The 25,172-nt window shown below is 70.3% G+C and carries 22 protein-coding genes; 15 read left to right on the top strand and 7 right to left on the bottom strand.

The genetic code is table 11. The features are described from left to right. Positions 1–4: 4 nt before the first annotated feature. Entirely contained in the window at positions 5–1,300 is a 1,296-nt protein-coding gene (locus GKO32_RS18080; protein WP_154758065.1) for a wax ester/triacylglycerol synthase domain-containing protein, read from the top strand. Between the two features lie 7 nt (positions 1,301–1,307). On the opposite strand, the gene GKO32_RS18075 is transcribed toward GKO32_RS18080, so the two are convergent. After that, complete coding sequence (locus GKO32_RS18075; RefSeq protein WP_154758064.1) at positions 1,308–2,006, bottom strand: SDR family NAD(P)-dependent oxidoreductase; 699 nt, start codon at positions 2,004–2,006, stop codon at positions 1,308–1,310. A gap of 103 nt (positions 2,007–2,109) precedes the next feature. On the opposite strand from GKO32_RS18075, the gene GKO32_RS18070 reads away from it, so the two are divergent. Continuing rightward, positions 2,110–2,940, top strand: a complete 831-nt coding sequence (locus tag GKO32_RS18070; RefSeq protein WP_312868046.1) for a helix-turn-helix domain-containing protein — start codon at positions 2,110–2,112, stop codon at positions 2,938–2,940. 4 nt (positions 2,941–2,944) lie between these two features. Here the strand turns inward: GKO32_RS18070 and GKO32_RS18065 are convergent, their stop codons facing one another. Further along, complete coding sequence (locus GKO32_RS18065; protein WP_312868044.1) at positions 2,945–4,141, bottom strand: PucR family transcriptional regulator; 1,197 nt, start codon at positions 4,139–4,141, stop codon at positions 2,945–2,947. A 152-nt stretch (positions 4,142–4,293) separates the two neighbouring features. Here GKO32_RS18065 and hpnC point away from each other — a divergent pair, with 152 nt between their 5' ends. Genes hpnC through hpnH form a run of 7 tightly spaced genes read left to right on the top strand, consistent with a single transcriptional unit; the run spans position 4,294 to position 12,781 of the window. Continuing rightward, entirely contained in the window at positions 4,294–5,172 is an 879-nt protein-coding gene (gene hpnC, locus GKO32_RS18060) for a squalene synthase HpnC (protein ID WP_154758062.1), read from the top strand. Further along, positions 5,169–6,026, top strand: a complete 858-nt coding sequence (hpnD, locus tag GKO32_RS38435) for a presqualene diphosphate synthase HpnD (protein WP_208024451.1) — start codon at positions 5,169–5,171, stop codon at positions 6,024–6,026. The genes hpnC and hpnD overlap by 4 nt, the downstream gene beginning before the upstream one ends. Next, positions 6,023–7,384, top strand: coding sequence for a hydroxysqualene dehydroxylase HpnE (gene hpnE, locus GKO32_RS18050; protein WP_312868043.1), 1,362 nt, complete (start codon positions 6,023–6,025; stop codon positions 7,382–7,384). The genes hpnD and hpnE overlap by 4 nt, the downstream gene beginning before the upstream one ends. Continuing rightward, entirely contained in the window at positions 7,384–8,394 is a 1,011-nt protein-coding gene (locus GKO32_RS18045) for a polyprenyl synthetase family protein (RefSeq protein WP_154758059.1), read from the top strand. Before hpnE ends, GKO32_RS18045 begins: the two co-directional genes overlap by 1 nt. Next, positions 8,394–10,304: a squalene--hopene cyclase gene (gene shc / locus GKO32_RS18040; protein ID WP_154758058.1), complete on the top strand. Its 1,911-nt coding sequence runs from the start codon at positions 8,394–8,396 to the stop codon at positions 10,302–10,304. The genes GKO32_RS18045 and shc overlap by 1 nt, the downstream gene beginning before the upstream one ends. Next, positions 10,301–11,773, top strand: coding sequence for a 4-hydroxy-3-methylbut-2-enyl diphosphate reductase (ispH, locus tag GKO32_RS18035; protein WP_154758057.1), 1,473 nt, complete (start codon positions 10,301–10,303; stop codon positions 11,771–11,773). The genes shc and ispH overlap by 4 nt, the downstream gene beginning before the upstream one ends. 3 nt (positions 11,774–11,776) lie before the next feature. Beyond that, positions 11,777–12,781 carry an adenosyl-hopene transferase HpnH gene (gene hpnH / locus GKO32_RS18030; RefSeq protein WP_154758056.1) on the top strand — a complete coding sequence of 335 codons (1,005 nt, stop codon included), beginning with the start codon at positions 11,777–11,779 and terminating at the stop codon, positions 12,779–12,781. A gap of 50 nt (positions 12,782–12,831) precedes the next feature. Here hpnH and GKO32_RS18025 read toward each other — a convergent pair whose 3' ends face one another. Next, positions 12,832–13,803, bottom strand: a complete 972-nt coding sequence (locus tag GKO32_RS18025) for a quinone oxidoreductase family protein (protein ID WP_154758055.1) — start codon at positions 13,801–13,803, stop codon at positions 12,832–12,834. Positions 13,804–13,895: 92 nt separating this feature from the next. Here GKO32_RS18025 and GKO32_RS18020 point away from each other — a divergent pair, with 92 nt between their 5' ends. From GKO32_RS18020 to GKO32_RS17995, 6 genes are all read left to right on the top strand, one after another. Further along, a complete protein-coding gene (locus GKO32_RS18020; protein ID WP_312868042.1) occupies positions 13,896–14,198 on the top strand; it encodes a hypothetical protein in 303 nt (100 codons plus the stop codon). 196 nt (positions 14,199–14,394) lie between these two features. Further along, positions 14,395–15,159 carry a 2,3-dihydro-2,3-dihydroxybenzoate dehydrogenase gene (locus GKO32_RS18015; protein WP_154758054.1) on the top strand — a complete coding sequence of 255 codons (765 nt, stop codon included), beginning with the start codon at positions 14,395–14,397 and terminating at the stop codon, positions 15,157–15,159. A 36-nt stretch (positions 15,160–15,195) separates the two neighbouring features. Beyond that, entirely contained in the window at positions 15,196–16,323 is a 1,128-nt protein-coding gene (locus GKO32_RS18010; RefSeq protein ID WP_154758053.1) for an isochorismate synthase, read from the top strand. 29 nt (positions 16,324–16,352) lie between these two features. Continuing rightward, positions 16,353–16,964 (top strand): isochorismatase family protein, encoded by a 612-nt coding sequence (locus GKO32_RS18005; protein WP_154758104.1) that lies wholly within the window; start codon positions 16,353–16,355, stop codon positions 16,962–16,964. Positions 16,965–16,978: 14 nt separating this feature from the next. Beyond that, positions 16,979–19,948: an amino acid adenylation domain-containing protein gene (locus tag GKO32_RS18000; protein WP_154758052.1), complete on the top strand. Its 2,970-nt coding sequence runs from the start codon at positions 16,979–16,981 to the stop codon at positions 19,946–19,948. Beyond that, positions 19,945–21,321, top strand: a complete 1,377-nt coding sequence (locus GKO32_RS17995) for an MFS transporter (RefSeq protein ID WP_154758051.1) — start codon at positions 19,945–19,947, stop codon at positions 21,319–21,321. Before GKO32_RS18000 ends, GKO32_RS17995 begins: the two co-directional genes overlap by 4 nt. Here the strand turns inward: GKO32_RS17995 and GKO32_RS17990 are convergent. The 4 genes from GKO32_RS17990 to GKO32_RS17975 all read right to left on the bottom strand — a co-directional run bounded on the left by GKO32_RS17990 (position 21,318) and on the right by GKO32_RS17975 (position 25,121). Beyond that, complete coding sequence (locus GKO32_RS17990; RefSeq protein ID WP_154758050.1) at positions 21,318–22,253, bottom strand: acyl-CoA desaturase; 936 nt, start codon at positions 22,251–22,253, stop codon at positions 21,318–21,320. The genes GKO32_RS17995 and GKO32_RS17990 overlap by 4 nt on opposite strands. Positions 22,254–22,390: 137 nt before the next feature. Next, positions 22,391–23,365 (bottom strand): COX15/CtaA family protein, encoded by a 975-nt coding sequence (locus GKO32_RS17985; RefSeq protein ID WP_312868039.1) that lies wholly within the window; start codon positions 23,363–23,365, stop codon positions 22,391–22,393. Positions 23,366–23,412: 47 nt separating this feature from the next. After that, complete coding sequence (locus tag GKO32_RS17980; RefSeq protein ID WP_154758049.1) at positions 23,413–24,198, bottom strand: ABC transporter permease; 786 nt, start codon at positions 24,196–24,198, stop codon at positions 23,413–23,415. Continuing rightward, entirely contained in the window at positions 24,195–25,121 is a 927-nt protein-coding gene (locus GKO32_RS17975) for an ABC transporter ATP-binding protein (protein ID WP_312868038.1), read from the bottom strand. Before GKO32_RS17975 ends, GKO32_RS17980 begins: the two co-directional genes overlap by 4 nt. Positions 25,122–25,172 lie beyond the last annotated feature (51 nt).

Below are 25,172 nucleotides of genomic sequence, written 5' to 3'. Positions count from 1 at the left end.
CGCCGTGGCGGGGGCTGATGTCATGATCGCGGATGTGGCGAGACGAAACCCGGACCGCATCCCCGCGTCGGACGCGTTCTTCCTGCACGTCGAAACTTCCCAGGCGCCGCAACATGTCGGCGGCCTGATCATGCTGGACACCTCGCGCGCGGACGGGCTGCCCACCCACGAGCTGGCGAAGGCGGTGATCACCGCGAAGCTCGCCGAGCGGCCGGAATTCCGCAAACGCCTCGGGCCGCGGACCCGGTGGCGGCGCTGGCGCTGGGTCGAGCACACCGGCATCGACTGGGACTGGCATGTGCCGGTGTTCGATCTCGCGCGCGACGGCAGGCCCGGCGGGATGGGCGCGCTGCACCGGCTCGTCGCCGACCTCGCTGCCCAGCAGCTGCCGCGTGACCGGCCGCTGTGGCGGTTCTGCGTCGTGACCGGGGTGGAGGAAAACCTCGCCGCGGTCGTGTCGCTGGCGCACCACTCGGTCGCCGACGGGATCGGCATGATCAACCTCATGCTGACGCTGTTCGATTCGCCGGATCTGACGTCGGCGCTGGGCGAGGTGCGGCGGCCGGGCACGCTCACGCAGCTGGCCGGTGGTGTCATCGGGATCGCGCAGCTGGCGACCGACTCGCGCCCGAAGGGACGGCTGCCGGTGTCGCAAGACGGGGCGGCCCGCGAGTTCGCCACGCTCAAGCTGGACCTGGAGTGGGTGCGGGAGCTGGCGCGGCGGCGCGCGGTGCGGGTCACCGACGTGCTGCTGTCGGCGAGCACGGCCGCGTTCCGCCGGATCACGAAGGCGCCGCTGCCGGAGAAGCTGCTCCTGTCGGTGCCGCTGATGGCCGCCGAGGCGCGGGCGGGCATGGCGGGCAACGTGACCGCGGCGGTGATGGTCGAGGTGCCGACGGGGGAGATGGCCGAGGCCGACCGGCTGGCGGACATCGCGAAGGCGACTGCCAGGCTGCGCACCGGCACCCGCGCGATCGCGTCCCGGTTCGTGCAGCACACGGTGGCGAACCTGATGCCTCCGTGGTTTCACGCGTGGTTCGCCCGCACCGTCTACGGTGGACGGTTCTTCAACGGCACCGTGTCGAACATGCCGGGCGCGTCCTGGCAGGTCGCGTTCGGCGATTTCCCGCTGGACACCGCGTACCCGATCATCCCGATCGCGCCGGGCACCCCGTTCGTCGTCGGCGTGCTCGGCTGGTACGGCGCGTTCTCGATGAGCGTCGCCACGGACCCGGCCTTCGTCGACGACGCCGAGCTGTTTCTCAAGGAGTTCCGCAAAATCCTCGACGAGCTGGCCTAGCCGCGGGTCACCACGGGACGGCGCCGTGCCGGTTGAGATAAGTCCCGGTCGGGCCGTCCTTGGGCAGCGTCGCCAGTTCGACGATGGCGTCGGTGCCCTCGTGCACGGTCTGGACGCCCTGGAAGTTGTTGAGATCGGTGGCCGTCCAGCCCGGGTCGGCGGCGTTGACCCGCATGTCCGGTAGGGCGTGCGCGTAGAAGATCGTCAGCTTGGTCAGCGCGGCCTTGCTCGTCGCGTAGACCGGCGGCACGTGCTCGGGTTCCCACCAGCCGTTCTGTTCGGTCAGCGTGAACGAGCCCGTCCCGCTGGAGACGTTGACGATGCGCGGGTTGGCGCTGGTGCGCAGCAGCGGCAGGAAGGCGGCCGTCACGCGCACGACGCCCAGCAGGTTCGTGTCGAAGACGGCGGCGACGTCAGCGGCGGTGGCCTGGTCGACCGGGATCACCGGCCCGTTGATGCCGGCGTTGTTCACCAGCACGTCGAGCCGCCCGTATTGCGCACGCACCCACGACGCGGCGTTCGTCACGATGTCCTCGTCGGTGACGTCGAGCCGGACGAACGGCACCCCCAGGCTGTCCGCGGCGGCCTGACCGCGTTCGGGATCGCGGGCGGCGAGCAGCACGGTGTGCCCCGCCTCGCGCAGGCGGCGGGCGGTTTCGTACCCGAGGCCCTTGTTGGCCCCGGTGATCAAGGTGATCGTGTCCATGCCGGTCAGCGTGCCGCGATGGCCAGAGCCGGAGAAGGTAGCGCCTGTCGGTGGGACTGGCAGCACCACCCACCCCAGCCCGCCGCGAAGCCATACTGGGGTCGTGACCAGTGAGTTCGGAGCGCTGCTGCGAGGCTGGCGGGACAGCACCAGCCCGGCGTCGGTCGGCGCGATCGAAACGGCCCGGCGCTCGCCAGGGCTGCGCCGCGAGGAGCTCGCCGGGCTGGCCGGTCTCTCCGTGGACTATCTCGTCCAGCTGGAGCAGGGCCGGGCGGTCCGGCCCTCGGCGCACGTCGTCTCGGCGCTGTGCCGGGCGCTACGCCTGTCCGGCGACGACGCCGCGCTGCTGCATCAGGCCGCGGGCCTCGCCGTGCCCGCGGGAGCCGTGACCACCGACATGCCGCCTGGGGTCGAGCGCCTCCTGCGGCGTCTCGACGACTGGCCGGTCGCCGTCTACTCCGCCGATTGGTGGCTCCTGCGCTGGAACGCCCTGTGGGCCGCCCTGCTCGGTGACCCGGCCGCCCTGCTCGGCCGGGCACGCAACCTGATCTGGCACGAGTTCACCGACACCCCGGCCCGTGTCGTCCTCACTCCGGCGGAACGCGCTGCCTTCCGCGACGCGCTTGTCGCCGACCTGCGCGTGGCATCCATCGAACATCCCGACGACCCTGGCCTGCGCCGGCTGGTCGCCGAACTTCGCACCCGCAGCACGGATTTCGCCGCCAGGTGGACCGCCGGGCGCCCGGCCCGGCACCGGACGGCCCGCAAACGCGTCGAGCACCCCCGGGTCGGCCGGCTCACTCTCGACAGCGACGTCCTGCAGACACCGGGCAGTGCCCTGCACATCATCGCCTACTCCGCCGAACCGGACAGCGAAGACGCCGGCCGCCTCGACCTCCTCCGCGTGCTCGGCACCGAGGCGTTCGCGCACTGACCGCCTAGTTTCCCTCGGGCAGGCCCCAGGCGAGCGCGAGCGTGAGGCGGCGGCGGTTGTCCGGGTCGTCGAGGCTGTCGCCGAACAGTTCGCGCAGCTGGGTCAGCCGGTACCGGACGGTCTGCGGGTGGATGTGCAGCTCCTCGGCCACGGCCCGCCGGTCGCCGAGGTGACGGAGCCACGACGCCAGCGTTTCGCACAGCCGTTGCCGGGTCACCGGGCCCAGTTCGTCCAGCGGGGCAAGGGCTTTCGCGCGGAACGCGTCCAGCAGCCGCGGGTCGCGGTGCACGATGATCGAGTCAAGATGCTCGTCGACGAACACCGGATCGTCCACCAGCACCTGGGTCCGCCGCAGCTGGGCGGCGGCCTCCGCGACCCGCATGCTCGCGGGCAGGTTCTCCAGCGGTACCGCGTGCCCGATCACCGCGCCCGCGCCGGCCAGTGTGGTGGCGAGCCGGTCCCGCCGTCCTGGGCCACCGGGGTCGGGCACGATCGCGCACAGCATGCGCTGGCGCCGGACGTGCAGGCACGACTGATCGAGCCGGGACAGCAGCGCGACCCCGACGGGATTGTCCGGTTCGACGAGGACCACGGAGGCCTCCCGCGGCACCGGCCAGTCGATGCGCGCGGCGGCGGCGCGGATGGCACCCGTGTCCGACCGGTCCGACAGCAGCATGTTCCCCAGCTCGTCACGCAGCCGCTCCCGGGCTGCAGCCGCCTCGGACTGTTCGAGCACGTAACCCCGGGCCGACGCCGACGAGAGTCGGTCGATGAAGATGAACACCCCTTCGGCGAGCGAGGCGAACACATCGGATGGCACGCCGACCTGGAGCGCGGCCTCGGCCACGTGGTGCCAGGCGACCCTGGCGCCGAGCTGGTAGGCCGACAGCAGGCTCGTCAGGTCCCGGCCCTGCTGCCACTGGGCGCGGCCGATCTCCTCGAACAGCAGCTGCTCGCCCAGCGGTTCGGGCTGCTCGTCGGACACCCCGGGCAGCTCCGTGATGTCCCACTGGGCCATCGTGATGAGCCGGTGCAGGAACATGGACGCCGAAACCAGCACTTCCTCGCGTTCGGTCACGATGAATTCGGCGTAGTCCGGCCAGTCCCGGCTCAGCAGCCGGGTGACGTCGTCGAGCATCTTCGGCAGCCGGTCGGCGGTCGCGGCGGCGAGTTCCTCCAGCTTCGACTCCGCGGGATCCACTCGTCTGCCACCGTCCACTGGATACCGCCACCCCTTACGTCGTAGGCCGTACTTCGTTCGGGTTAAGACTGTCAGCTCGTGATAACCCGACGTTCCCGGAATTTGTTTCCCGTGCGAAGAATTCCGGCTCCGCTCCGATGGATTATGGGCCGATGAAGCCGGTATCGACAGGCTCCGACACGGTCGGCGCGGCCATTGTCACGCCAACCGACGAGATACTGGCCGAAAAGAAACAAGCGGAAAACTTCCCGGTAGCACTGCGGATACTGCCGAGTGCGCTCCGCCGTGACCTCGGCGCGGTGTACGACGTCGCACGTGCCATCGACGATATCGGTGATGAGTCGGAAGGCGACCGGACCGCCGCTTTGCTCCGCTTTCGCGAGGATCTTTCCCGGGCGTGGGAAGGGAAGCCCACGACCCCGGTGCTGCGCCGCCTGGTGCCGGCCATCCACGCGCGTGAACTGGAGCGGGAGCCCTTCGACCGGCTGGTCCGTGCCAACCTGCAGGACCAGAAGGTCACCCGGTACGCCACGCAGGCCGAGCTCGCCCAGTACTGCACATTGTCCGCCGATCCCGTCGGCCGCATCGTGCTGCGGATCTTCGGGGTCCGCTCACCCGAGGCCGAACGCCTCTCGGATCTGGTCTGCACCGCCCTGCAGCTCATCGAGCACTGCCAGGACGTGGCGGAGGACAAGCGCGCCGGCCGGATCTACCTGCCGCGGGAGGATCTCGACGGGTTCGGGGTGACCGAGTCCGACCTGGACGCGGGCACGGCGAATGCGGCGGTACGGCGGGCCGTCGCCGCGCAGGCAGGCAAAGCACTCGATCAGCTGACCGCAGGTGCGCCACTCGTCGGACTGCTGCAGGGTTGGGCGCGCCTGGCCATCGCCGGTTACCTCGCCGGCGGCCTGGCAACCGTCGACGCACTCCGGCGCGCGGACTGGGACGTGCTTTCCGTGACACCCCGGCCCCGCAAGCGGGACGTGCTGATACATCTGGTGAAGCTGCTGGTGCGGGGAGGCCGTCGTTGACCGATATCGAAGCCGCGTATGCCGAGTGTGAACGGATCACCAAGACCGAGGCACGGAATTTCTACTACGGTATCCGGCTGTTGACGACGGGCCGGCGCGCCGCACTGTGCGCGGTGTATGCGCTCGCACGCCGGGTCGACGACATCGGTGACGGGGAGCTGCCGATCGAGCAGAAGGCCGACCAGCTCGACACCGTCCGGAAGTCACTGGCCGAATTGGACACCACGACCGACCCGGTGCTGGTCGCCGTCGCCGACGCGGCCAAGCACTACCCGATCCCGCTGAACGCCTTCGACGAGTTGCTCGACGGGGTGTGGATGGACATCGAGGGCCGCAGGTACCAGACTTTCGAGGAGCTGACCACGTACTGCCGCTGCGTGGCCGGTTCCATCGGGCGGTTGTGCCTCGGCGTGTTCGGCAGCAAGCCGCATCCCGACGCTTCGCGGTACGCCGACGCGCTCGGCATCGCCTTGCAGCAGACCAATATCCTGCGCGACATCCGCGAGGATCTCCTCAACGGCCGGGTGTATCTGCCGCAGGAGGATCTCGACGCGTTCGGGGTGGAGCTTTCCGTCGACGAGCAGGGCAGGCTGACCGACACCGGCCGCGGGCTCACCGCGCTCATCCGGCACAGTGCCGATCGCGCCCGCGAATGGTATGCCGACGGGCTGCGACTCGCGCCGCTGCTCGACTGGCGCAGCAAGGCGTCCTGCCTTGCCATGGCCGGCATCTACCGGCAGCTGCTGGAGCGCATCAACGACCAGCCTTCGCTCGTGTTCGACCGCCGGCTTTCCTTGTCCGGCCGCGAAAAGCTGACAGTGGCGGCGCGTGCGCTGTCCGGACGGCCGGCGTGAGCGCACGGACTGTGGTCGTCGGCGGAGGGCTCGCCGGCATCACCGCCGCACTTCGCTGCGCGGACGCGGGTCTCGACGTGACATTGCTGGAAGCCAAAGGACATCTCGGCGGGCTCACGCATTCCTTCCGCCGTGGCGAGCTCGACGTGGACAACGGGCAGCATGTGTTCCTCCGTTGCTGCACGTCCTATTTGGACCTGCTCGACCGGTTGCGGGTGACGGGCAAGGTGCACCTGCAGCCGAAGCTCGCGATCCAGGTCCGCTCACCCCGGCAGCCACGGCCGGTGTGGTTGCGGCGCAACGGGTTGCCCGCGCCGCTGCACCTGGCGGACTCGGTGCTCAAGTACCGGCCGCTGCCGCTGGGGGACCGGCTCAAGTTCGCGACGGCCGCGCTCGCGCTGCGCGGGGTGGACCCGGCGGCACCGGCGACCGACGCGCAGTCCTTTGGGGACTGGCTGGGCCGGCACGGCCAGAGCGAGCAGGCGATCACGAAGTTGTGGGACCTGGTCGGCATCGCGACGCTCAACGCTCCCGCCACGGCGGCATCACTTTCCCTTGCCGCCACGGTGTTCCAGCTGGGCCTGCTCACCGACGCCGCCGCGGCCGACATCGGCTGGTCGGAAGTTCCGCTGCGCGAACTGCACGGCGAACCGGCCAAGGCACGGCTGACCGAGGCAGGTGCCCAGGTGCTGCTGGGCACCAAGGTCACCGAACTGTCCAGTGTGGACGGTGGATGGCGGGTCGTCGCCGGCGATTCGGTGGTGCTCGCCGACCAGGTGGTGCTGGCGGTGCCGCCGGATGTCGCGCACCGGCTGCTGCCGCCTGGTGCCGTCGACCTTCCCGCCGGCTGGGCGCGGGAACTCGGCAGCTCCCCGATCGTCAACGTGCACGTGGTTTTCGACCGCACGGTGCTGACCGAGCCGTTCTTCGCGGCGGTCGATTCCCCCGTGCAGTGGGTTTTCGACCGCACTCGTCAGTCCGGTGTGGACAGTGGACAGTACGTGGCCGTGTCGCTGTCGGCCGCCGACGATCTCATCGACGTCCCGGTGCGGGAAATCCGTGAGCGGATTCTTCCCGCGCTGCGGCAGGTTCTGCCCCGGTCCGAGGGCGTGGAGGTGCGCGATTTCTTCGTCACCCGCGAGCGCCACGCCACGTTCCGGCCCTCGCCCGGTACCGCCGGGTTGCGCCCGCAAGCCGTCACGGCGGCCGAGGGGCTCGTGCTCGCCGGTGCGTGGACCGCCACCGGCTGGCCCGCGACGATGGAGGGTGCCGTGCGCAGCGGTGACGCGGCCGCGGCCGCCCTCCTCGATGCCCGTCCCGACCGGACTCGTTTCCTTTCCAGGAGGAAGGACAGCTGATGACCGCGGTGCTCGATTCTCTGCAACAGGGCCGGAAAACCATCCTGCCCGCGATGCGTGCGGCGCTCGACCGGCTCGACCCCATCAGCCGCTCGACCGCCCACTATCACCTGGGCTGGACCGATCTCGACGGCAACCCGACCGAGGGTGGCGGCAAAGCTGTGCGGCCCGCGCTGGCGTTGCTGTCCGCGGAGGCCGCCGGTGCCGAGGCCGAGGTGGGCCTTCCCGGTGCGGTCGCGGTGGAGCTGGTGCACAACTTTTCCTTGCTGCACGACGATCTGATGGACGGCGACACCGAGCGCCGCCACCGGCCGACGGTATGGACGGTGCGCGGCGCGGCGAGTGCGATCCTCACCGGCGACGCGATGCTTTCGCTCGCACAGGAGATCCTGCTCGACGGCGACGCGCCGTGCTCGTTCGCCGCGGCGCGGCTGCTCGCCGACGCCACCAACGAACTCATCCGCGGTCAGGTGCTGGACGTCTCGTTCGAACAGCGCAACGACGTCGGTCTCGACGAATGTCTCGACATGGCCGCCGGGAAGACCGGCGCGCTGCTGTCCGCGAGCACGGCGATCGGGGCGGTGCTCGCCGGTGCGCCCCAGCCGGTGATCGAAGCGCTGGCGGGCTTCGGCGCCGATCTCGGCCTCGCCTTCCAGCTGGTCGACGACGTGCTCGGGATCTGGGGCGAGACCGCGGTGACCGGCAAGCCGGTGTTCTCCGATCTGCACGCGCGCAAGAAGAGCCTGCCGGTGACGTACGCGATCACGCACGGCGGGGCGCTGGGGCGCGAGCTGGCGGACTGGCTCGCGCGCCCGGACACGCCGGGGGAGGAGTCCGTGCGGCATGCCGCCGGGCTGATCGAGCAGGCAGGCGGGCGCAAGTGGGCGCTCGACGAGGCCTACCGCCGGATGGCCGATGGCCGCCACAAGCTCGAAGCGGTCGGCGTTCCCGAGCGCCCGCGCGAGGAATTGCTGTCGCTGGCCGAATTCATCGTCACGAGGGAGGCCTGATGACCGTCACGGCACTGCCCGCGGCGACCGCGGAGGCGACCGACGCAGCCGGCACGCTGGCGCGCGCGGTCGCGCACCTCAAGGGGCTGCAGGAAAGCGCCGGGTGGTGGAAGGGCGAGCTCGAAACGAACGTCACGATGGACGCCGAGGATCTGCTGCTGCGGGAATTCCTCGGTATCCGCACAGCGACCGAAACCGACGAGGCCGCGCGCTGGATTCGTTCGCAGCAAAGGGAAGACGGCACCTGGGCGACGTTCTACGGCGGGCCGGGTGAGCTGTCCACCACGATCGAGGCATGGGTCGCGCTGCGGCTGGCCGGTGACGCGGTCGCCGCACCGCACATGCGTGCCGCGCAGGAATTCGTACTGGCCAACGGGGGTCTGGAGAACAGCCGGGTGTTCACCCGGGTCTGGCTCGCGCTGTTCGGCCTGTGGTCGTGGGACGAGCTGCCGAACATGCCGCCGGAGCTGATCTTCCTGCCCTCGTGGTTCCCGCTCAACGTCTACGACTGGGGTTGCTGGGCCCGGCAGACGGTGGTGCCGTTGACCGTAGTGGCCACGCTGAAACCGGTGCGTCCCTTGGCTTTCGGCGTGGACGAGCTGCGCACCGGCAAACGGCCGCGCAAGAACCTCAAGCCGTGGACGTGGTCCGGCGCGTTCGAGTACCTGGACAAGGCGCTGCACACCTACGCGAAGCTGCCGGTGAAACCGATGCGCGGGTGGGCGATGCGCCAGGCCGCGGAATGGATCCTCGCCCGCCAGGAGGCGGACGGCTCGTGGGGCGGTATCCAGCCGCCATGGGTGTATTCGTTGCTGGCACTGCATTTGCTGGGCTACTCCTTCGAGCATCCGGCGATGAAGGCCGGGTTGAAGGGCCTCGACGGGTTCATCGTCCGCGAGCAGACGCCGGACGGCTGGGTGCGGCGGCTGGAAGCCTGCCAGTCCCCGGTGTGGGACACCGCGCTCGCGATGACCGCGCTGCACGACGCACACGTGCCCGCCGACGATCCGGCACTGGTGCAGGCCGCGGACTGGTTGCTGGGCGAGGAAATCCGGGTCACGGGTGACTGGGCCGTGAAGCGCCCGGCCACCCCGCCCGGCGGCTGGGCGTTCGAGTTCGCCAACGACATCTATCCCGACACTGATGACACCGCCGAGATCGTGCTTGCCTTGCGCCGCACGGCGTTCCCGGACCGGCCACGGCTCAAGGGCGCTGTCGAGCGGGCGATCACGTGGGTGCAGGGCATGCAGTCCTCCGACGGTGGGTGGGCCGCGTTCGACGCGGACAACACGCGTGAGCTCACCACCAAACTGCCGTTCTGCGACTTCGGTGCCGTGATCGATCCGCCCTCGGCGGACGTTACCGCGCATGTGGTGGAAATGCTGGCGGCGGAAGGGCTTGCGGGCACCACTGAGTGCCGCCGTGGGGTGCGCTGGCTGCTGGATGCCCAGGAGGACAACGGATCCTGGTTCGGCCGCTGGGGCGCCAACCACCTGTACGGCACCGGGGCGGCTGTGCCCGCGCTCGTCGCGGCCGGGGTTTCCCCCGCCGATCCGGTGATCCGGCGGGCGGTGGCGTGGCTCGAACAGGTGCAGAACGCGGACGGTGGCTGGGGTGAGGACCTGCGCTCCTACCGGGACCCGGCCTGGGTCGGCAAGGGCGACTCGACCGCGTCACAGACCGCGTGGGCGCTGCTGGCGCTGCTCGCGGCCGGCGAGCGTGAATCGTCCACTGTGGAGCGCGGGGTGGACTGGCTCGCGCGGACCCAGCGTGCCGACGGTACCTGGGACGAGCCGCAGTTCACCGGCACCGGTTTCCCCGGCGACTTCTACATCAACTACCACCTGTACCGGCTGGTCTTCCCGATCTCGGCGCTCGGGCGGTACCTGGCACCGGAGAGCCCGGCATGACCGGGGTCGTCTGCGCTCCCATGCACCTGGAGGCCGCCGCGCTGCGCGTGCCGGGCGTCCGGGTGCTGCACACGGGAATCGGTCCGCGCCGCACCGCGGATTCGGTCGAGCGGCTCGGCGAGGGCACCCCGGTTGTCGTGGCCGGGATCGGGGGAGCGGTCGCCGAAGGGGTGCGTCCCGGGGATGTCGTGGTGGCCACGCGGATCGATGGTCCGGACGGCCCCGTGCCGTTGAAATCGGCGCCGTTGCTCGCGGGCGCGTTGCGGCGGGCCGGCCTGACCGTCCACACCGGACCGATCGCCTCGTCCGACGCGCTGGTGGACGGCGCCGACCGCGACCGGTTCGCCGAGCGGGGGGCGCTGGCGGTGGACATGGAGTCTGCCCAGTTCGCCGCGGTGCCAGGGCCGCTGGCCGTGGTCCGGGCCATTGTGGACACTCCGGACCATCCACTCCTGCGGCCGGGCACGGTGCGCCGCGGGATCACCGGCCTGCGCTCGCTGCACACGGCGGCGCCGGTGTTGCGGGAATGGTGCGCGGCCGCGGGGCCGGGCGAGATCCTGCTCGCCAGCCCGCGGTCGTTCTGTGCGGGCGTGGACCGGGCGATCGAGATCGTCGAGCGGGCATTGGAACGGTACGGCGCCCCGGTGTACGTCCGGCGGCAGATCGTCCACAATGCACACGTCGTGCGCCGGCTCGAACAGCTGGGTGCGGTGTTCGTGCAGGAGGTCGACGAGGTGCCGCCGGGCGCCACCACGGTGCTCGCGGCGCACGGCGTCGCACCGGCCGTCCGCGAGGCCGCGGCGGCGAAGGACCTGCGGCTGATCGACGCGACCTGTCCGCTGGTCACGAAGGTGCACAACGAGGTCCGCCGGTACTCCTCGCGCGGGGACACGGTGCTGCTGATCGGGCACGCCGAGCACGAAGAGGTCGAAGGGACCGTCGGGGAGGCCCCGGGGCAGGTGATCGTGGTGGAGGACGCGTCGGTGGCCGCGCAGGTGCGGGTGCCCGACGCGGGCAAGGTCGCGTACGCGATGCAGACGACACTGGCCGTCGACGAGGCCGAGGAGATCGCTTCCGTGCTGCGGGCGCGTTTTCCGGGGATGGCCGCGCCGCGGCGCGACGATATCTGTTACGCCACCACGAACCGGCAGCGTGCCGTACGAGCGGTCGCCGAACACGCCGACGTGGTGCTCGTGCTCGGGTCGGCGAACTCGTCGAACTCGAAACGGCTGGTGGAGGTGTCACGACGGTGCGGGGCGCGGGCGCACCTGATCGATGATGTGTCCGAAGTGGACATGCGCTGGCTTGCCGGCGCGCGGCGGATCGGGATCACCGCGGGTGCTTCCGCGCCGCCGCATCTGGTGGAGGAGCTGACCCAGTGCCTGGCGGGGCTCGGCCGCACTTCGGTGCGGGACAGCCAGGTGGCCGACGAAGACGTCCGATTCACATTACCTCGAGAGGTGGGGTAGATCATGGCAATGCCGTTGCGCCAGTCCATCCGGCTCGGCGCGTACCTGGCGAAGCAGAAGTTGCAGCGCAAGGACAAGTACGCGGTTCTGGTGGAATTGGAACCGCTGTTCGCGTGCAACCTCAAGTGTGGTGGCTGCGGCAAGATCCAGCAGCCCGCCCATCTGCTCAAGCAGCGGATGCCAGTGCAGCAGGCGGTCGGCGCGGTGGAGGAGAGCGGCGCGCCGATGGTGTCCATCGCCGGTGGCGAGCCGCTGATGCACCCGCAGATCGACGAGATCACGCGGATCCTGCTGGAGCGCAACAAGATCGTGTTCCTGTGCACGAACGCGTTGCTGCTGCCCAAGCACATCCACAAGTTCAAGCCGCACCGTAACTTCGCGTGGATGGTGCACATCGACGGCCTCGAGGACAAGCACGACGCCTCGGTGCGCAAGGAGGGTGGTTTCCAGGCCGCGGTCGACGCGATCAAACTGGCCAAGGAAAAGGGTTTCCGGGTGATGACGAACACCACGTTCTTCAACACCGACACCCCGCAGGACGTCATCGACGTGCTCGACTACCTCAACGACGAGGTCGGCGTCGACAACATGCAGCTCTCGCCGGGCTACGCCTACGAGAAGGCGCCCGACCAGGAGCACTTCCTCGGTGTGCAGCAGACGCGCGAGCTGTTCTCGAAGGCGTTCGCCGACGGGCGCCGCAAGAAGTGGCGGCTGAACCACTCGCCGCTCTTCCTCGATTTCATCGAGGGCAAGCGGGACTTCGAGTGCACGCCGTGGGGCATCCCGTCGTACTCGCTGCTGGGCTGGCAGCGCCCGTGCTACCTGCTCGACGACGGCTACGCCAAGACCTGGCGTGAGCTCATCGAGGACACGGACTGGGACAAGTTCGGCCGTGGCAAGGATCCGCGCTGCGCGAACTGCATGGCACACTGCGGTTACGAGCCCACGGCGGTCATCGCGACCACCAGCTCGCTGAAGGAGACCCTGCGGGCCGCCGTCGGCGTGTAACACGACTGACGGGAAGCCGGGTGGCCGTCCGGCGGCCACCCGGCTTTCTATCAGGGCAGCAGGAGAAGCTTGCCGGTGGTGCGGCGGGCCTGCAGGTCCTCATGGGCCTGGCGGGCTTCGGCCAGCGGGTAGCGGTGTCCGATGCGGACGGTCAGCTTACCGTCCACAACGGACTGGAACAGCTCGTCGGCGCGCCAGGTGAGTTCTTCGCGGGTGCGGATGTAGTCGTAGGCCGTCGGCCGCGTCAGGAACAGCGAGCCTCCCGCGGAGAGGCGCTGCGGGTCGAATGGCGGGACCGGACCACTCGCCGCCCCGAACAGGGCGAGCGTGCCCCGCACCCGCAGGCTCGCGAGGCTGCCGTCGAACGTGTTCTTGCCGACCCCGTCGTACACCACGGCCACGCCCTCGCCGCCGGTGAGTTCGCGCGCCTGCTTGGCGAAATCCACCTCGTCGTAGCGGATCACCTCGTCGGCCCCGGCTTCACGGGCGAGCTTCGCCTTCTCCTCGGACGACACGGTGGCGAGCACGCGGCCGCCGCGCGCCTTCACCAGCTGGGTCAGCAGCAGGCCGGTTCCGCCCGCTGCCGCGTGCACCAGCACGTTGTCGCCCTCGGCGACCGGGTACAGGGAGCGCGCGAGGTAGTGCGCGGTGATGCCCTGCAGCAGCAAGGCGGCCGCGATCTCGTCGGACACCGCGTCCGGCACGGCTACCGCGACCCGCTCGGGCACCAGGGCCTGGGTGGCGTAGCTGCCGAACGCGTTTTGCCAGGCGACCCGGTCGCCCGGCCTGAACTGTGTCACGCCCTTGCCGACCGACACGACCCTGCCGGCGCCTTCCAGGCCCAGCACCGCCGGCAGCTCGATGGAGTAGAGGCCGCTGCGCTGGTAGGTGTCCAGGTAGTTCACCCCGGCCGCCGCGACGTCCACGAGCAGCTGGCCGGGTCCGGGATCGCCGATGGTGACCCCGGTGAGTTCCAGTACCTCGGGGCCGCCGGTCCGCCGGATCTGTACTGCGCTGGGCATGAGGTCCTCCTGCTGGTCAGTGCTGGTGCCCTTACCTTAGGCACCGCACACCGGCCCTGCGGAGATGATTCGTGCCGTTGTACATTCCTGGTGTGGCCGAACAGGATGAGAAGACTCCGGCTCCGACCGCCCGCCAGCTGGCGGCGGCGCGCAGGTTCGTTGCCGAGCACGGCAAGCCGGCCAAGGGCGTGGTGGAGACCATCGGCCGGGCGGGGGCACGGGTCGTGCTCATCGGTGCGGACGGCGCACTGGGCGACGTGATCGTGCCCGGTGCGGACACCGGCGCGGCCCTCATCGAGGCGGTCGAGGACCTGGAACCGGCCGAGTGGGACGCGAGGACGGTCGGCGCGGTCAAGATCGGTCCCGCGCACCGGCACCGGATGGCCGGCCGCTAGCCCGGAAACCCGGTTCCTGAGCACCCCGGCGCACTCTCGCACGGGGCAAGCCCCGCCTCGAGTCCGGTGCCACCGCGGGCAAATCTCAAATCATCATCAAGCACCTGTCGTTTCGGTGGAGTGCGATTACCCGTCCCGGATAAGATTTTCCAACAACAGGGGTTATTCGTTCATATGTCTTAAACCGGGGCCTGGTATGGGAACTGATCTCGACAATGCCGGTGTGGCGCTGGTCACGGGTGCGGCTCGCGGTATCGGTGCCGCGGTTTCCCGTGTCCTGGCCGAAAACGGCGTCGTGGTTGCCGCCGTCGATATGCGGGCGGAGGAGCTCGCGGACACGGCCGGTCCGCACGTGCACGCGTATCCGGCGGACGTCGCGGCGGCAGACGCGGCCGATGATCTGGTCGCGCGGGTGGAACGGGAACTGGGGCCGGTGAACACTCTGGTAAATGTCGCGGGAATTCTCCGGCCGGGGCTGGTGACCGACATTTCCGATGAGGACTGGACGGCGACCTTCGCGGTCAACACGACCGCTGTGTTCCGGCTCTGCCGCGCCGTCGCCGGGCGGATGTCGGCCCGGGGCAAGGGCAACATCGTGCTGATCGGGTCGAACGCCGCGGGGGTACCCCGCCGGGGTATGGCGGCCTACGCCGCGGCCAAGGCGGCTTCGACGATGTTCGTCCGGTGCCTGGGACTGGAGCTGGCCGAGCACGGTGTCCGCTGCAACATCGTCTCTCCCGGCTCGACCGACACCGACATGCAACGCGCGCTGTGGGACGAGGACGGTGCCCGGCGGGTCATCGAAGGGGTTCCCGAGGAGTACCGGGTGGGCATCCCGCTCGGCCGGCTCGCCGAGCCCGTGGACATCGCCGAGGCGGTGCTCTTCCTCGTGTCCGATCGCGCCAGGCACATCACCATGCATGACCTCTACGTCGACGGCGGGGCGACCCTGCGCGCCTGACCGCTTTCCGCCTCGCGCAACGAAAAGGAACGAATTTTGCTGGGTGCACGAACACCGCGGCTGGACCTCGCGACGACGCTGTTGCGGGACTACCGGCCGGAATCCTTCTTCCTGTCGTCGCCGCGCGGCGTGCTGCTGGCGGACGATCCCGGCTACGAGCTGGCCTCCGCGGACGCGGCGCTGGCCGCACTCGCCGTCGCCGGCCCCGACGCGGTGCTCGTGGGCGTACTTCCCTTCGACCGCACCGGTCCGGCGCGGCTGGGCGTGTCCGCCGCCGTCCGCCGCGCCGAACCCGCCGGCGCGGCCGGATTCCCCCGGCCGGCCGCGCTGGACGGGATCCGGTGGTCTCGTGGCGAGGACAATGCGGACGGGTACCGGGCCGCCGTCTCCAGCGCGCTCCGGCGGATGGCGGAGGGCGAGCTGGACAAGGTGGTGCTCGCCCGCTCCGCCGATCTGACCGCGGACCGGGTGATTCCGGTCGCCGGGTTGCTCGCCGCGCTGGCCGCAGGCGACCCGTACGCCTACATCTACGCCGCCGACCTCGGTGACCGGACGATGGTCGGAGCCAGCCCGGAGCTACTCGTGTCGCAGCGAAACGGGACGATGGTGGCCAACCCGCTCGCGGGATCGGCGCCTCGCGATCCCCATCCCGGGCGCGACGGGCGAAACGCCACCGAGCTGCTGCGCTCGGCCAAGGACCGGCGTGAGCACAAGGTGGTCGTCGACGCGGTCGCCGACGTGCTCGGCCCGCTGTGCCGGAGCCTGGACGTCCCGGCCGAGCCCGAGCTGATGCGGACGGGCGCGATGTGGCATCTGTCCACCCGGATCACCGGCACTCCGCGGGACGGGTTGACGGCGCTCGACCTCGCGCAGGCACTGCATCCGACACCGGCCGTCTGCGGCCACCCGACCACGCTCGCCCGGGCGGTGATCGGGGAGCTCGAGACGGTCGACCGGGGGTTCTATTCGGGAATGGTCGGCTGGACCGACACGCGCGGTGACGGGGAGTGGGCGCTCGCGATCCGTTGTGCCGAGGTCAAGGGCGATGCCCTGCGGCTGTTCGCGGGCGCGGGCGTGGTGGCGGAGTCCACTGCGGACGGTGAGCTGGCCGAGACCGAGGCCAAATTCGGTACCCTGCTGCGTGCGCTGGGGGTGGCACGGTGAGTGGTCTGCCTTCGATCGCGCCGTACCGGATGCCTACCGCGGCGGAGCTGCCGGCCAACCGGGTCGGCTGGAAGTGTGACCCGGACCGTGCCGTGCTGCTGGTCCATGACATGCAAAACCACTTCGTCCGGGCCTTTCCCGCCGGAGCCAGCCCGTTGACGGAGCTGATCGAGGGCATCCGGTCGCTCATCGCGCGGTGTCGTGAGCTCGGCGTGCCGGTCGTGTACTCGGCGCAGCCAGGTGGTCAGACTCCCCAGCAGCGGGGGTTGCAGCTGGACATGTGGGGTGCCGGGGTCGGTTCGGCGGAGGGTGACGCCGCGATCGTGGACGACCTCGCTCCATTGCCGGGCGACACGAAACTGACCAAATGGCGCTACAACGCCTTTCACCGCACCGAGTTGGCCGGGCTGCTCGACGCTTGGGGCCGGGATCAGCTTGTGGTGACCGGAATCTACGCGCACATCGGTTGCCTGATGACCGCGACCGACGCGTTCATGCGTGACATCGAGGCGTTTCTGGTGGCGGACGCGACCGCGGATTTCTCCCGTGAAGAGCACGACCTTGCGCTTCGCTACGCGGCCGGGCGCTGCGCCCGCGTGGTGACCGTCGACGAAATGCTGGCCGAACTACCGCGCGGGTAGAACAGGAGAACGTCGTGGTATCGCTGGAATCCCTTGCCCCGCTTGCCGATCTCGTGCGGGAAGTCGCGGCAGGCCACCCGGAGGCGGTCGCGGTGGAGGCCCCCGAGGCTAGCCTCACTTACCGGGAGCTGGTCGACGCAGCCGACGCGCTCGCCTCAGGGCTGCGCGACGCCGGTGCCGCCACGGTGGCCGTCACCGGACGGCGGGGCACGGGTTTCGTGGTCGCGGTGCTGGCCGCGATGACCGCACCGGTGCGGTTGGTCACCGTGGATCCCGAACTGCCCGCGGCTCGCCGTGTGTTCATGACCGAACGTGCTGCGGCCGATCTCGTCCTCGTGACCGACGAAACCTCCGCGACCGGTCTTCCGGCCGAGTTGCCGGTGCACCGGATCACGAGCACCGGCGAAGTCCTCGACGCCCTGCCCGTCCACGCCGGCGAACCGGGTGTGGGCTCGTACATCTTCTTCACCTCGGGCACGACCGGGACCCCGAAGGCGGTCGTGGGGCGGCAGTCGGCGATCGCCCACTTCGTGCGCTGGCAACGGGATCGGTTCGCCATCGGTCCCGGCGACCGATTCGCCCAGCTCACCGCGCTCTCCTTCGACGTCGTCCTCCGGGATGTGTTCACCCCCTTGGCCGCCGGCGCCACCATCTGCGTCCCACCGGACAACGTCGCTGTCCACAATGGAGGGATAATCGGCTGGCTGCGCGAGGCCGGGATCACCGTCGTGCACACCGTGCCGAGCCTCGCCGCGCGCTGGCTCGCGACGGCGGCCCCGGCGAGGGAGCAGGCCGCGCTGAGGCTGTCATTCCTCGCGGGCGAACCACTGCCCGACACCACCGTCACGGCCTGGCGACAGCAGTTTCCACACACTCGCGTGGTGAATCTCTACGGTCCCACCGAAACCACCCTCGCCAAGTTCAGCCACGAGATCGGGGAACCGGTTCCTGGCATCCAGCCGGTGGGCCGCCCGCTTCCCGAAACGGACTTCCGCCTCGTCGACGAGGAGGTGTGGATCAGCACTCCGCACCGCACCGGCGGGTACCTCGACGACCCGGACGAGACAGCCCGGCGATTCGTCTCCGAAAGCGGGGAAGTCTGGTATCGCACCGGTGATCTCGGTGTGGTGGACGGGGACGGCCTGCTGCACCTGCGTGGGCGGGCGGACTTCCAGGTGAAGATCAACGGCAACCGGGTCGAGCTGGAAGGGCTCACCGCGTTGCTCCGCGGCCACCGCGAAGTCCGCGACGCCGTGGTGACCGCGCGGACCCGGCCCGACGGCGCCACCTACCTGGCGGCCTACTACGTCGGTGCCGCCGCCGGAGAGGACCTGCGCACGTGGCTGGGGGAGCGGCTTCCCGCAGCCCAGGTACCGTCGGTTTTCCTGAGCCTGCCCCAACTTCCGCTCGCGGCCAACGGCAAGATCGACCGGTCTGCGCTCCCGGACCCGCTCGCCACCGGTCCCGAGTCGCACGACCGCGAGAGCCTCGATTCCGTGGGCAGGGCGGTGTTCGACGCCTTCGAGGCAGTGCTCGGTTCCGTGTCCGCCGACGCCGACTTCTTCGTTCTCGGTGGTACTTCGCTCGACTCCGCCGAATTGAGCACCCGGCTGCTCAATGCCACCGGACGCCGGATCGAGATGCGGGAGATCTACCAGCTGCGCACGCCGGCCAACCTGCTGGCCGCGGTCCGCGCGCGGGCCGCCGACGAGCAGGCGCCGATTCCCCGGCGGGAGCCGGTGGCGACCACTGGACTGTCTCCGCAACAACGCCGCTACCGCAACGTTTTCCTGCCCGAGGGCAACCGCACCTGGGCCAACATGCCTGCCTTGTTCACGTTGCCTGACGGCACGGACGCGGCCGCGGTGCACAGGGCGCTCGGTGTGGTGGTGGACCGCCACGACAGCCTCCGTGCCTGGTTCGACGGAGACGTCCAGCACTTCGCCGACAGCGTGGATTTCACCGTTGAGACCGTCGATCTGTCGCACCTGTCCGAGGAGCAGTACACCGCGAATGTCGACCGCCTCCGGATCGCGGAGTCCTACACGCTGCTGCCGACAGCCGCGCCGCCGTTGTTCCGGGCGACCCTGGTGCGGTTTCACGACCGCGCCACCCTGCTGTGGAACGTCCATCACCTCGTCTCCGACGGGTTCAGCCAGCAGCTGTTCCGGCGGGAGCTGACCGCAGTGCTCGGCGGGACTCCGCCGGAAAAGCTGCCGCCGCTGCCCATCTCCTACCGCGACTACATCGCATGGCGGGCGGAACGAGGCGACGACCCGGCGCCGCGCGAATACTGGCGAGAGGTCTTCGCGGACCGATACGAACGGCCGTTGCTGCCGGTCCGGCACGCGGTCGAGGATCCGGCCAGGGGGGTGGCCTACCAGTTCCCGATCGACGACGACCTGACCGCACAGGTGGACCGGTTCGCCCGCGCGCAAGGTGTAACCGCTTTCTCCGTCTACTTCGCCGCGTATTTCCTGCTGGTCCACGAGCTGTACGGCCGGGCGGACCTGGTGGTCGCCACCCCGGCGGCCGGCCGGACCCGTCCCGAGTTCCAGCATCTCATCGGAAATTTCATTTCCCTGGTCGGCATCCGGCACCGCTCGGGCGAGGAAAACTCCTTCACCGACCTCGTACAGCGGCTGCAGGAACGCACCGTCCGTGCGATGGAAAACCAGGACTACCAATACGACCAGGTGATGGCCGACGTCGGCGCCGAGCCCGACGACGACCGCTTTCCGCTGACCACGGTGGCCATCTCGCTGATGGACGTCCCACCCGACCAGGCGGCGACGTTGCGGCGGCCCAGCTACCGGGATCTGGGCTGCGGGGTGAAGTTCGACCTGCTGGGCTATCTGCGCCGAGCGGGGGAGTCGGCCGCCTTCGACCTGCACACCCGGTACGCGCTCATGGACGAGGCCCAACTACATCAGCTGCGCGAGGAGTTCCTCGGCCTGCTGCGGACGAATCTCGCGGACGTATGACCGAGCCCGGCGCACGGCAGCGGTGGGTCATCCTCGCGATCTGCTGCGCGGGATTGTTCGTCGTCAGCCTCGACAACACAGTGCTCAACGTGGCGTTGCCCTCGCTGCGACGGGAACTGCACGCGTCGGTTGCGGGTCTGCAATGGACGATCGATGCCTATCTCGTGGTGCTGGCTTCGCTGCTCATGCTCGGCGGGTCGACCGCGGACCGGATCGGCCGGCGCCGGGTGTTCCGCATCGGGCTGGCCTCGTTCGCCTTCGGCTCGGCGTTGTGCGCTCTCGCGCCGAGTCTGCCGTGGCTGGTGGTGTTCCGGGTGCTGCAAGCCGTCGGCGGCGCCATGTTGAACCCGGTCGCGATGGCCATCGTCACCAATACTTTCGTCGACCCGCGCGAGCGGGCGCGGGCGATCGGCTGGTGGGGCGGCGTGGCGGGGATCAGCATGACGACCGGGCCGATCCTCGGCGGGGCGCTGGTCGAGACCATCGGCTGGCGGGCGATCTTCTGGGTCAACGTCCCGATCGGACTCGCCGCGCTGGTGCTGGCGACGCGGTTCGTGCCCGAGTCCAGGGCGGCGCGCCCCCGCCGGGTGGATCCGGTGGGCCAGTTGCTGGTCATCACACTGCTGGGGTCGGTGACCTACGCCGTCATCGAAGCACCGTCCGGGGGCCGGGCGCCGCTGGCCGGGGCGGCCGTCGCCGTGGTCGCGCTCGTCGGCCTGCTGATCTACGAACCCCGCCGCGCCGAGCCGTTGATCGAACTGCGGTTGTTCCGCCGGGCCTCGTTCACCGGCGCGATGATCACCGCGGTGTGCGCCTTCGCCGCACTCGGCGGGTTCCTCTTCGCCACCACCCTGTATTTCCAGGGCGAGCGTGGGTTTTCCGCGCTCGAAGCGGGCGTGCACATGGTGCCGATGGCCGCCATGGGCCTGGTGAGTTCGCCGCTGTCCGGCCGGCTGCTCGCCGGCTACGGTCCCCGCCTGCCGCTGCTGGTCGCGGGCGCCGGGCTGACCGCGGCCGGAATCCTGCTGGCCGCCGCGCACGCCGAGAGCAGCGACGTGCTGATTTATCCCGCCTTCGTGCTGTTCGGCATCGGTTTCGGCTTCGTGAACGCCCCGATCACCAACACCGCCGTTTCCGGGCTTCCCCGCGACCAGGCCGGGGTCGCGGCCGCGATCGTCGCGGCCGGCCGGCAGGTCGGCTCGGCGCTCGGCGTCGCGACGGCCGGTGCGCTGATCGCCGCGGGCCGCACCACCACGGCATGGTGGGTGATCGCCGGCTGTGGTGCGACGGTGCTGCTGCTGGCCTGGGCCACGACCGGTGCCCTGCCGGAAGCACGGCACCTGGCGCCGGCCGGGCGGCAGACCAGCGGCTAGGCCGCCTTGGCGCGCTTCGCGGCGAGGCGTTCCGCCTTGGGCCACCGGACATCCCAGGCCCAGCGCACCTTCTCGAAGAACCAGATCACCCGCGCCGACACGTCGACCTGGCCGCGCAGCACGCCGTGCCGGGCGCAGGTCGGGTCGGCGTGGTGCGAGTTGTGCCAGGACTCGCCCATCGACAGGATCGCCAGCGGCCAGAAGTTGGCCGCCTTGTCCCGGCTGGCGAACGGGCGGTCACCGATCATGTGGCAGATCGAGTTCACCGACCAGGTCACGTGGTGCAGGAACGCGATCCGCACCAGCCCAGCCCAGAAGAACCCGGTCACCGCGCCCCACCACGACCAGCTCAGCAGGCCGCCCAGCACCGCGGGCAGCGCCAGGCTCAACGTGATCCACAGCCAGAAGTACCGGTTCACCACCCGCAGGTCGCGATCGGCCACGAGATCCGGGGCGAACCGGTCGTAGTTGGTGACCTCCCGCTGGAACATCCAGCCCATGTGCGCGTGCCAGAACCCGCGCACGAGCGCCACCGGTGAGGTGCCGAACAGCCACGGCGAGTGCGGATCGCCCTCCCGGTCGGCGAACGCGTGGTGCCGGCGGTGGCTGGCCACCCAGAAGATCACCGACCCCTGCACCGCCATGCTGCCCGCGATCGCCAGCGCGACCCGCAGCGGCCGGGCCGCCTTGAACGCACCGTGCGTGAAATAGCGGTGGTACCCGACGGTCACGCCGAGCGTTCCCAGGACGTAGAACACCGCGGCGAGCGCCAGGTCGACCCAGTTCAGTCCCCAGCCCCAGGCCAGTGGCAGCGCGGCGATCAAAGCCACGAAGGGGACCAGTAGGAACGCCTTGAGCACGAGCATCTGGCCGGTGCCCCGGCGGTGCGAAATCAGCGGCTTCGCGCCGGGGCGGATGTCGGTGGCACTCATGCGGGCTTCTGACCTCACTCCGGTTCCTGCGCGGAAAACGGACAATCCGCGCCTGGTACTGCCGAGCCTAGTACCCGGTTCTGGCGATCGGGCCGCGATGGCATTACGGCAGGATGATTTCTGGTGGTCGGGACATTTCAGCCGGCTGCCGTCAGTTCGCCTGCCGGTTCCGGGAAGTTCGCCCGCGGCGCGGGAGCACCCCGGTCACGGGCGGCGCACCACAGCGCGGCCGTGGTGATGATGACGAGCGCGGAACCCAGCACGTGCAAGGAAACCAGGGCTTCCGGCACCCCCAGGGCGTACTGCACGAAGCCGAGGATGCCTTGTGCGACGGCGACCAGCCACACCGCGGCGTAACGCTGCCACAGCCGTTTCGGCGCACCCGCGCGCAGCAGCATCAGCCCGAACACGGCGAGGACGAGCAGGTACCCGACGAGAAGTCCACTGTGGACCCTGGCGAGGGTTTCGATGGGCGCGTCCAGCCGGTGGGTGTCGGGGTCGCCACCGTGCGGGCCCGCACCGGTGACCGTCGTGCCGGCGACCAGGACCGCCCACATCGCGACAGTGAGCACCACCAGCAATGTGCGGGCGGCGGGCGGCACGAGCGGACGCGGTGGTTCGTCGCCTTCGAGGAACCCGTGCAGCAGCAGGACCGCGCACCAGATCAGGGGAGTGGAGGCGAGGAAGTGGATCGCGACGGTCCACCATTCCAGTTTCGCCAGCACGGTCATGCCGCCGACGACGGCCTGCAGGACCACCCCGCCCGGCATCGTCCATGCCAGCGCGAGCAGCCGCTTGCGGGGATGGTCGGCGTGCACCCGCCAGGCCGTGAGCACCGCGATCGCGGCGACGGCGATGACGAGCCCGGTGAGCAGCCGGTTACTGAACTCGATCCACTGCGTGACCGCGTGCAGCTCGTCGTGGCGCACCGGCACCATGCTGCCGGGCTGGCACTGCGGCCAGGTCCGGCAGCCGAGGCCGGAGCCGGTGACCCGGACGACCGACCCGGTCACGCCGATGCCGGCCTGCGCCACGATCGCGGCGAGGCCGACGCCTTTCTGCACGCCGCGCGAGGGATAGGGCAACCGGGCGACGAGCGAGTTCAAAGCCACGAACCGAGAATAAGCGCCGGGACTTTGGTCCCGCGGAGACGGGTCGCTCAGGTCAGCTTCGTCGTCCGGGTGGCGAGGCCGCCGGCGAGCACACCCCAGCCGATCAGCACGAGAACCGGTTGCCACGCCAGGGTTCCGTTCACCAGCGCCTCGCGCAGCCCTTCGGCCAGCGCCCCGGACGGCAGCAGCTCCACGACCGCCGCCGCGCCCGCCGGCAGTGCGGACGGGGCGAGCAGGATGCCGCCGCCGAGCAGCAGCGCGAACCAGACGATGTTCGCCAGCGCCAGCACCGCCTCGGCCCGCAGGGAGCCGCCGAGCAGCACCCCGAGCGCGCCGAAACTCAGCGTGCCGAGCACCAGCAGCAGCACCGCCTCGGCGACCCCGGCGGCGGACGGGGACCAGCCCATGACCGCGGCGACCACCCCGAGCACGACGACCTGCAGCACCACCACGACCAGCGCCGCCACGATCCGCCCGGCCACCAGCAGCCAGCGCGGCAGCGCCGTCGCGGACAACCGCTTGACCACGCCGTAGCGGCGATCGAAGCCCAGGGCGATGGCCTGCCCGGTGAACGCCGAGGACATCACCGCGAGCGCGAAGATCCGCGGCGTCACCCAGTCCACTTTGGACACCGGGCCGAGGTCGCCGGAGGGCACGATGTTCAGCAGGGTCAGGCCGATCAGCAGGGCCAGCGGGATGAACAGGGTCAGCAGGATCTGCTCGCCGTTGCGCAGCGTCAGGCTCGCCTCGACCTTGGCGTGCCGCAGCAGCATCCGGCTGCGGCGCCCGGCGCCGGGCTTCGGGGTGAACGTGCCGGGGGCGAAGGTGCTCATGAGCGCAGCTCCCGCCCGGTCAGCTCGAGGAACACTTCTTCCAGGTCCCGCCTGCCCACGTGTAGTTCCTCGGCGAGCACGCCCTGCTGCGCGCACCACGACGTCACGGTCGACACCACCTGCGGATCGACGCGGCCGAGCACCTGGTAGGTGCCGGGGGCGGGTTCGTGCACCCGGTAGCCCTCGGGCAGTGCGGCCGCCAGTAGTTCGGTGTCGAGCCCGGGCCGGGCCTTGAACCGCAGTTGGGCCGCGTCGCCTTCCTCGGCGGTGAGCGCGGCGGGCGTGCCTTCGGCGATGACTTTGCCGTGGTCGACGATCACCACGTCGTCGGCCAGTGCTTCCGCCTCTTCCATCAGGTGCGTCGTCAGCAGCACGCTCACGCCGTCCGCGCGCAGTGCGCCCAGCAGATCCCACACCAGACGCCGCGCCTGCGGGTCCATGCCGGCGGTCGGTTCGTCGAGGAACACCAGTTCGGGCCTGTCGACGAGCGCGCAGGCCAGTGACAGGCGTTGCTGCTGACCGCCGGAGAGCCGCTTGAACGGGGTGCGGCGGGCGCCGTCCAGTCCGAGGATGTCCAGCAGCCAAGCCGGATTCAGGGGTTCGGCGGCGCACGCGGCGACGAGCCCGAGCATTTCGCCCGCCCGCACGCCGGGATACGCGCCACCGCCTTGCGGCATCACGCCGATCCGCGGCCGCAGCGCGGCGCCGTCCCGCGCCGGGTCGAGCCCGAGCACGCGCACCCGGCCGGCATCCGCGCGCAGAAAGCCCTCGCAGATCTCGACCGTGGTCGTCTTCCCGGCCCCGTTCGGCCCGAGCAAGGCCAGCAGCCGGCCGCGGTGCATCTTGAGATCGAGGCCGTCGACCGCGGTCGTCGCGCCGTAACGCTTCACCAGCCCGGTGATCTCGACCGCAGGGTTACTCACAACTGACAACAGTAGGACTCCTGGTTGACGAGCCTTCTCACGGGTTTGCAC

This window comes from Amycolatopsis pithecellobii (assembly GCF_009707865.1).
GTDB classification, from domain to species: Bacteria; Actinomycetota; Actinomycetes; order Mycobacteriales; family Pseudonocardiaceae; genus Amycolatopsis_E; species Amycolatopsis_E pithecellobii.
Note: the sequence above shows the minus strand (reverse complement) of the source record. Positions and strands in the feature narration are given on the sequence as shown.

Bases quoted from the DNA above. Each gene is read 5' to 3' on its own strand.
- GKO32_RS18075 (WP_154758064.1), bottom strand. From the start codon at position 2,006: ATGGACACGATCACCTTGATCACCGGGGCCAACAAGGGCCTCGGGTAC.
- hpnC (WP_154758062.1), top strand. From the start codon at position 4,294: ATGAAGCCGGTATCGACAGGCTCCGACACGGTCGGCGCGGCCATTGTC.
- GKO32_RS18045 (WP_154758059.1), top strand. From the start codon at position 7,384: ATGACCGCGGTGCTCGATTCTCTGCAACAGGGCCGGAAAACCATCCTG.
- shc (WP_154758058.1), top strand. From the start codon at position 8,394: ATGACCGTCACGGCACTGCCCGCGGCGACCGCGGAGGCGACCGACGCA.
- ispH (WP_154758057.1), top strand. From the start codon at position 10,301: ATGACCGGGGTCGTCTGCGCTCCCATGCACCTGGAGGCCGCCGCGCTG.
- hpnH (WP_154758056.1), top strand. From the start codon at position 11,777: ATGGCAATGCCGTTGCGCCAGTCCATCCGGCTCGGCGCGTACCTGGCG.
- GKO32_RS18025 (WP_154758055.1), bottom strand. From the start codon at position 13,803: ATGCCCAGCGCAGTACAGATCCGGCGGACCGGCGGCCCCGAGGTACTG.
- GKO32_RS18015 (WP_154758054.1), top strand. From the start codon at position 14,395: ATGGGAACTGATCTCGACAATGCCGGTGTGGCGCTGGTCACGGGTGCG.
- GKO32_RS18005 (WP_154758104.1), top strand. From the start codon at position 16,353: ATGCCTACCGCGGCGGAGCTGCCGGCCAACCGGGTCGGCTGGAAGTGT.
- GKO32_RS17995 (WP_154758051.1), top strand. From the start codon at position 19,945: ATGACCGAGCCCGGCGCACGGCAGCGGTGGGTCATCCTCGCGATCTGC.
- GKO32_RS17990 (WP_154758050.1), bottom strand. From the start codon at position 22,253: ATGAGTGCCACCGACATCCGCCCCGGCGCGAAGCCGCTGATTTCGCAC.
- GKO32_RS17980 (WP_154758049.1), bottom strand. From the start codon at position 24,198: ATGAGCACCTTCGCCCCCGGCACGTTCACCCCGAAGCCCGGCGCCGGG.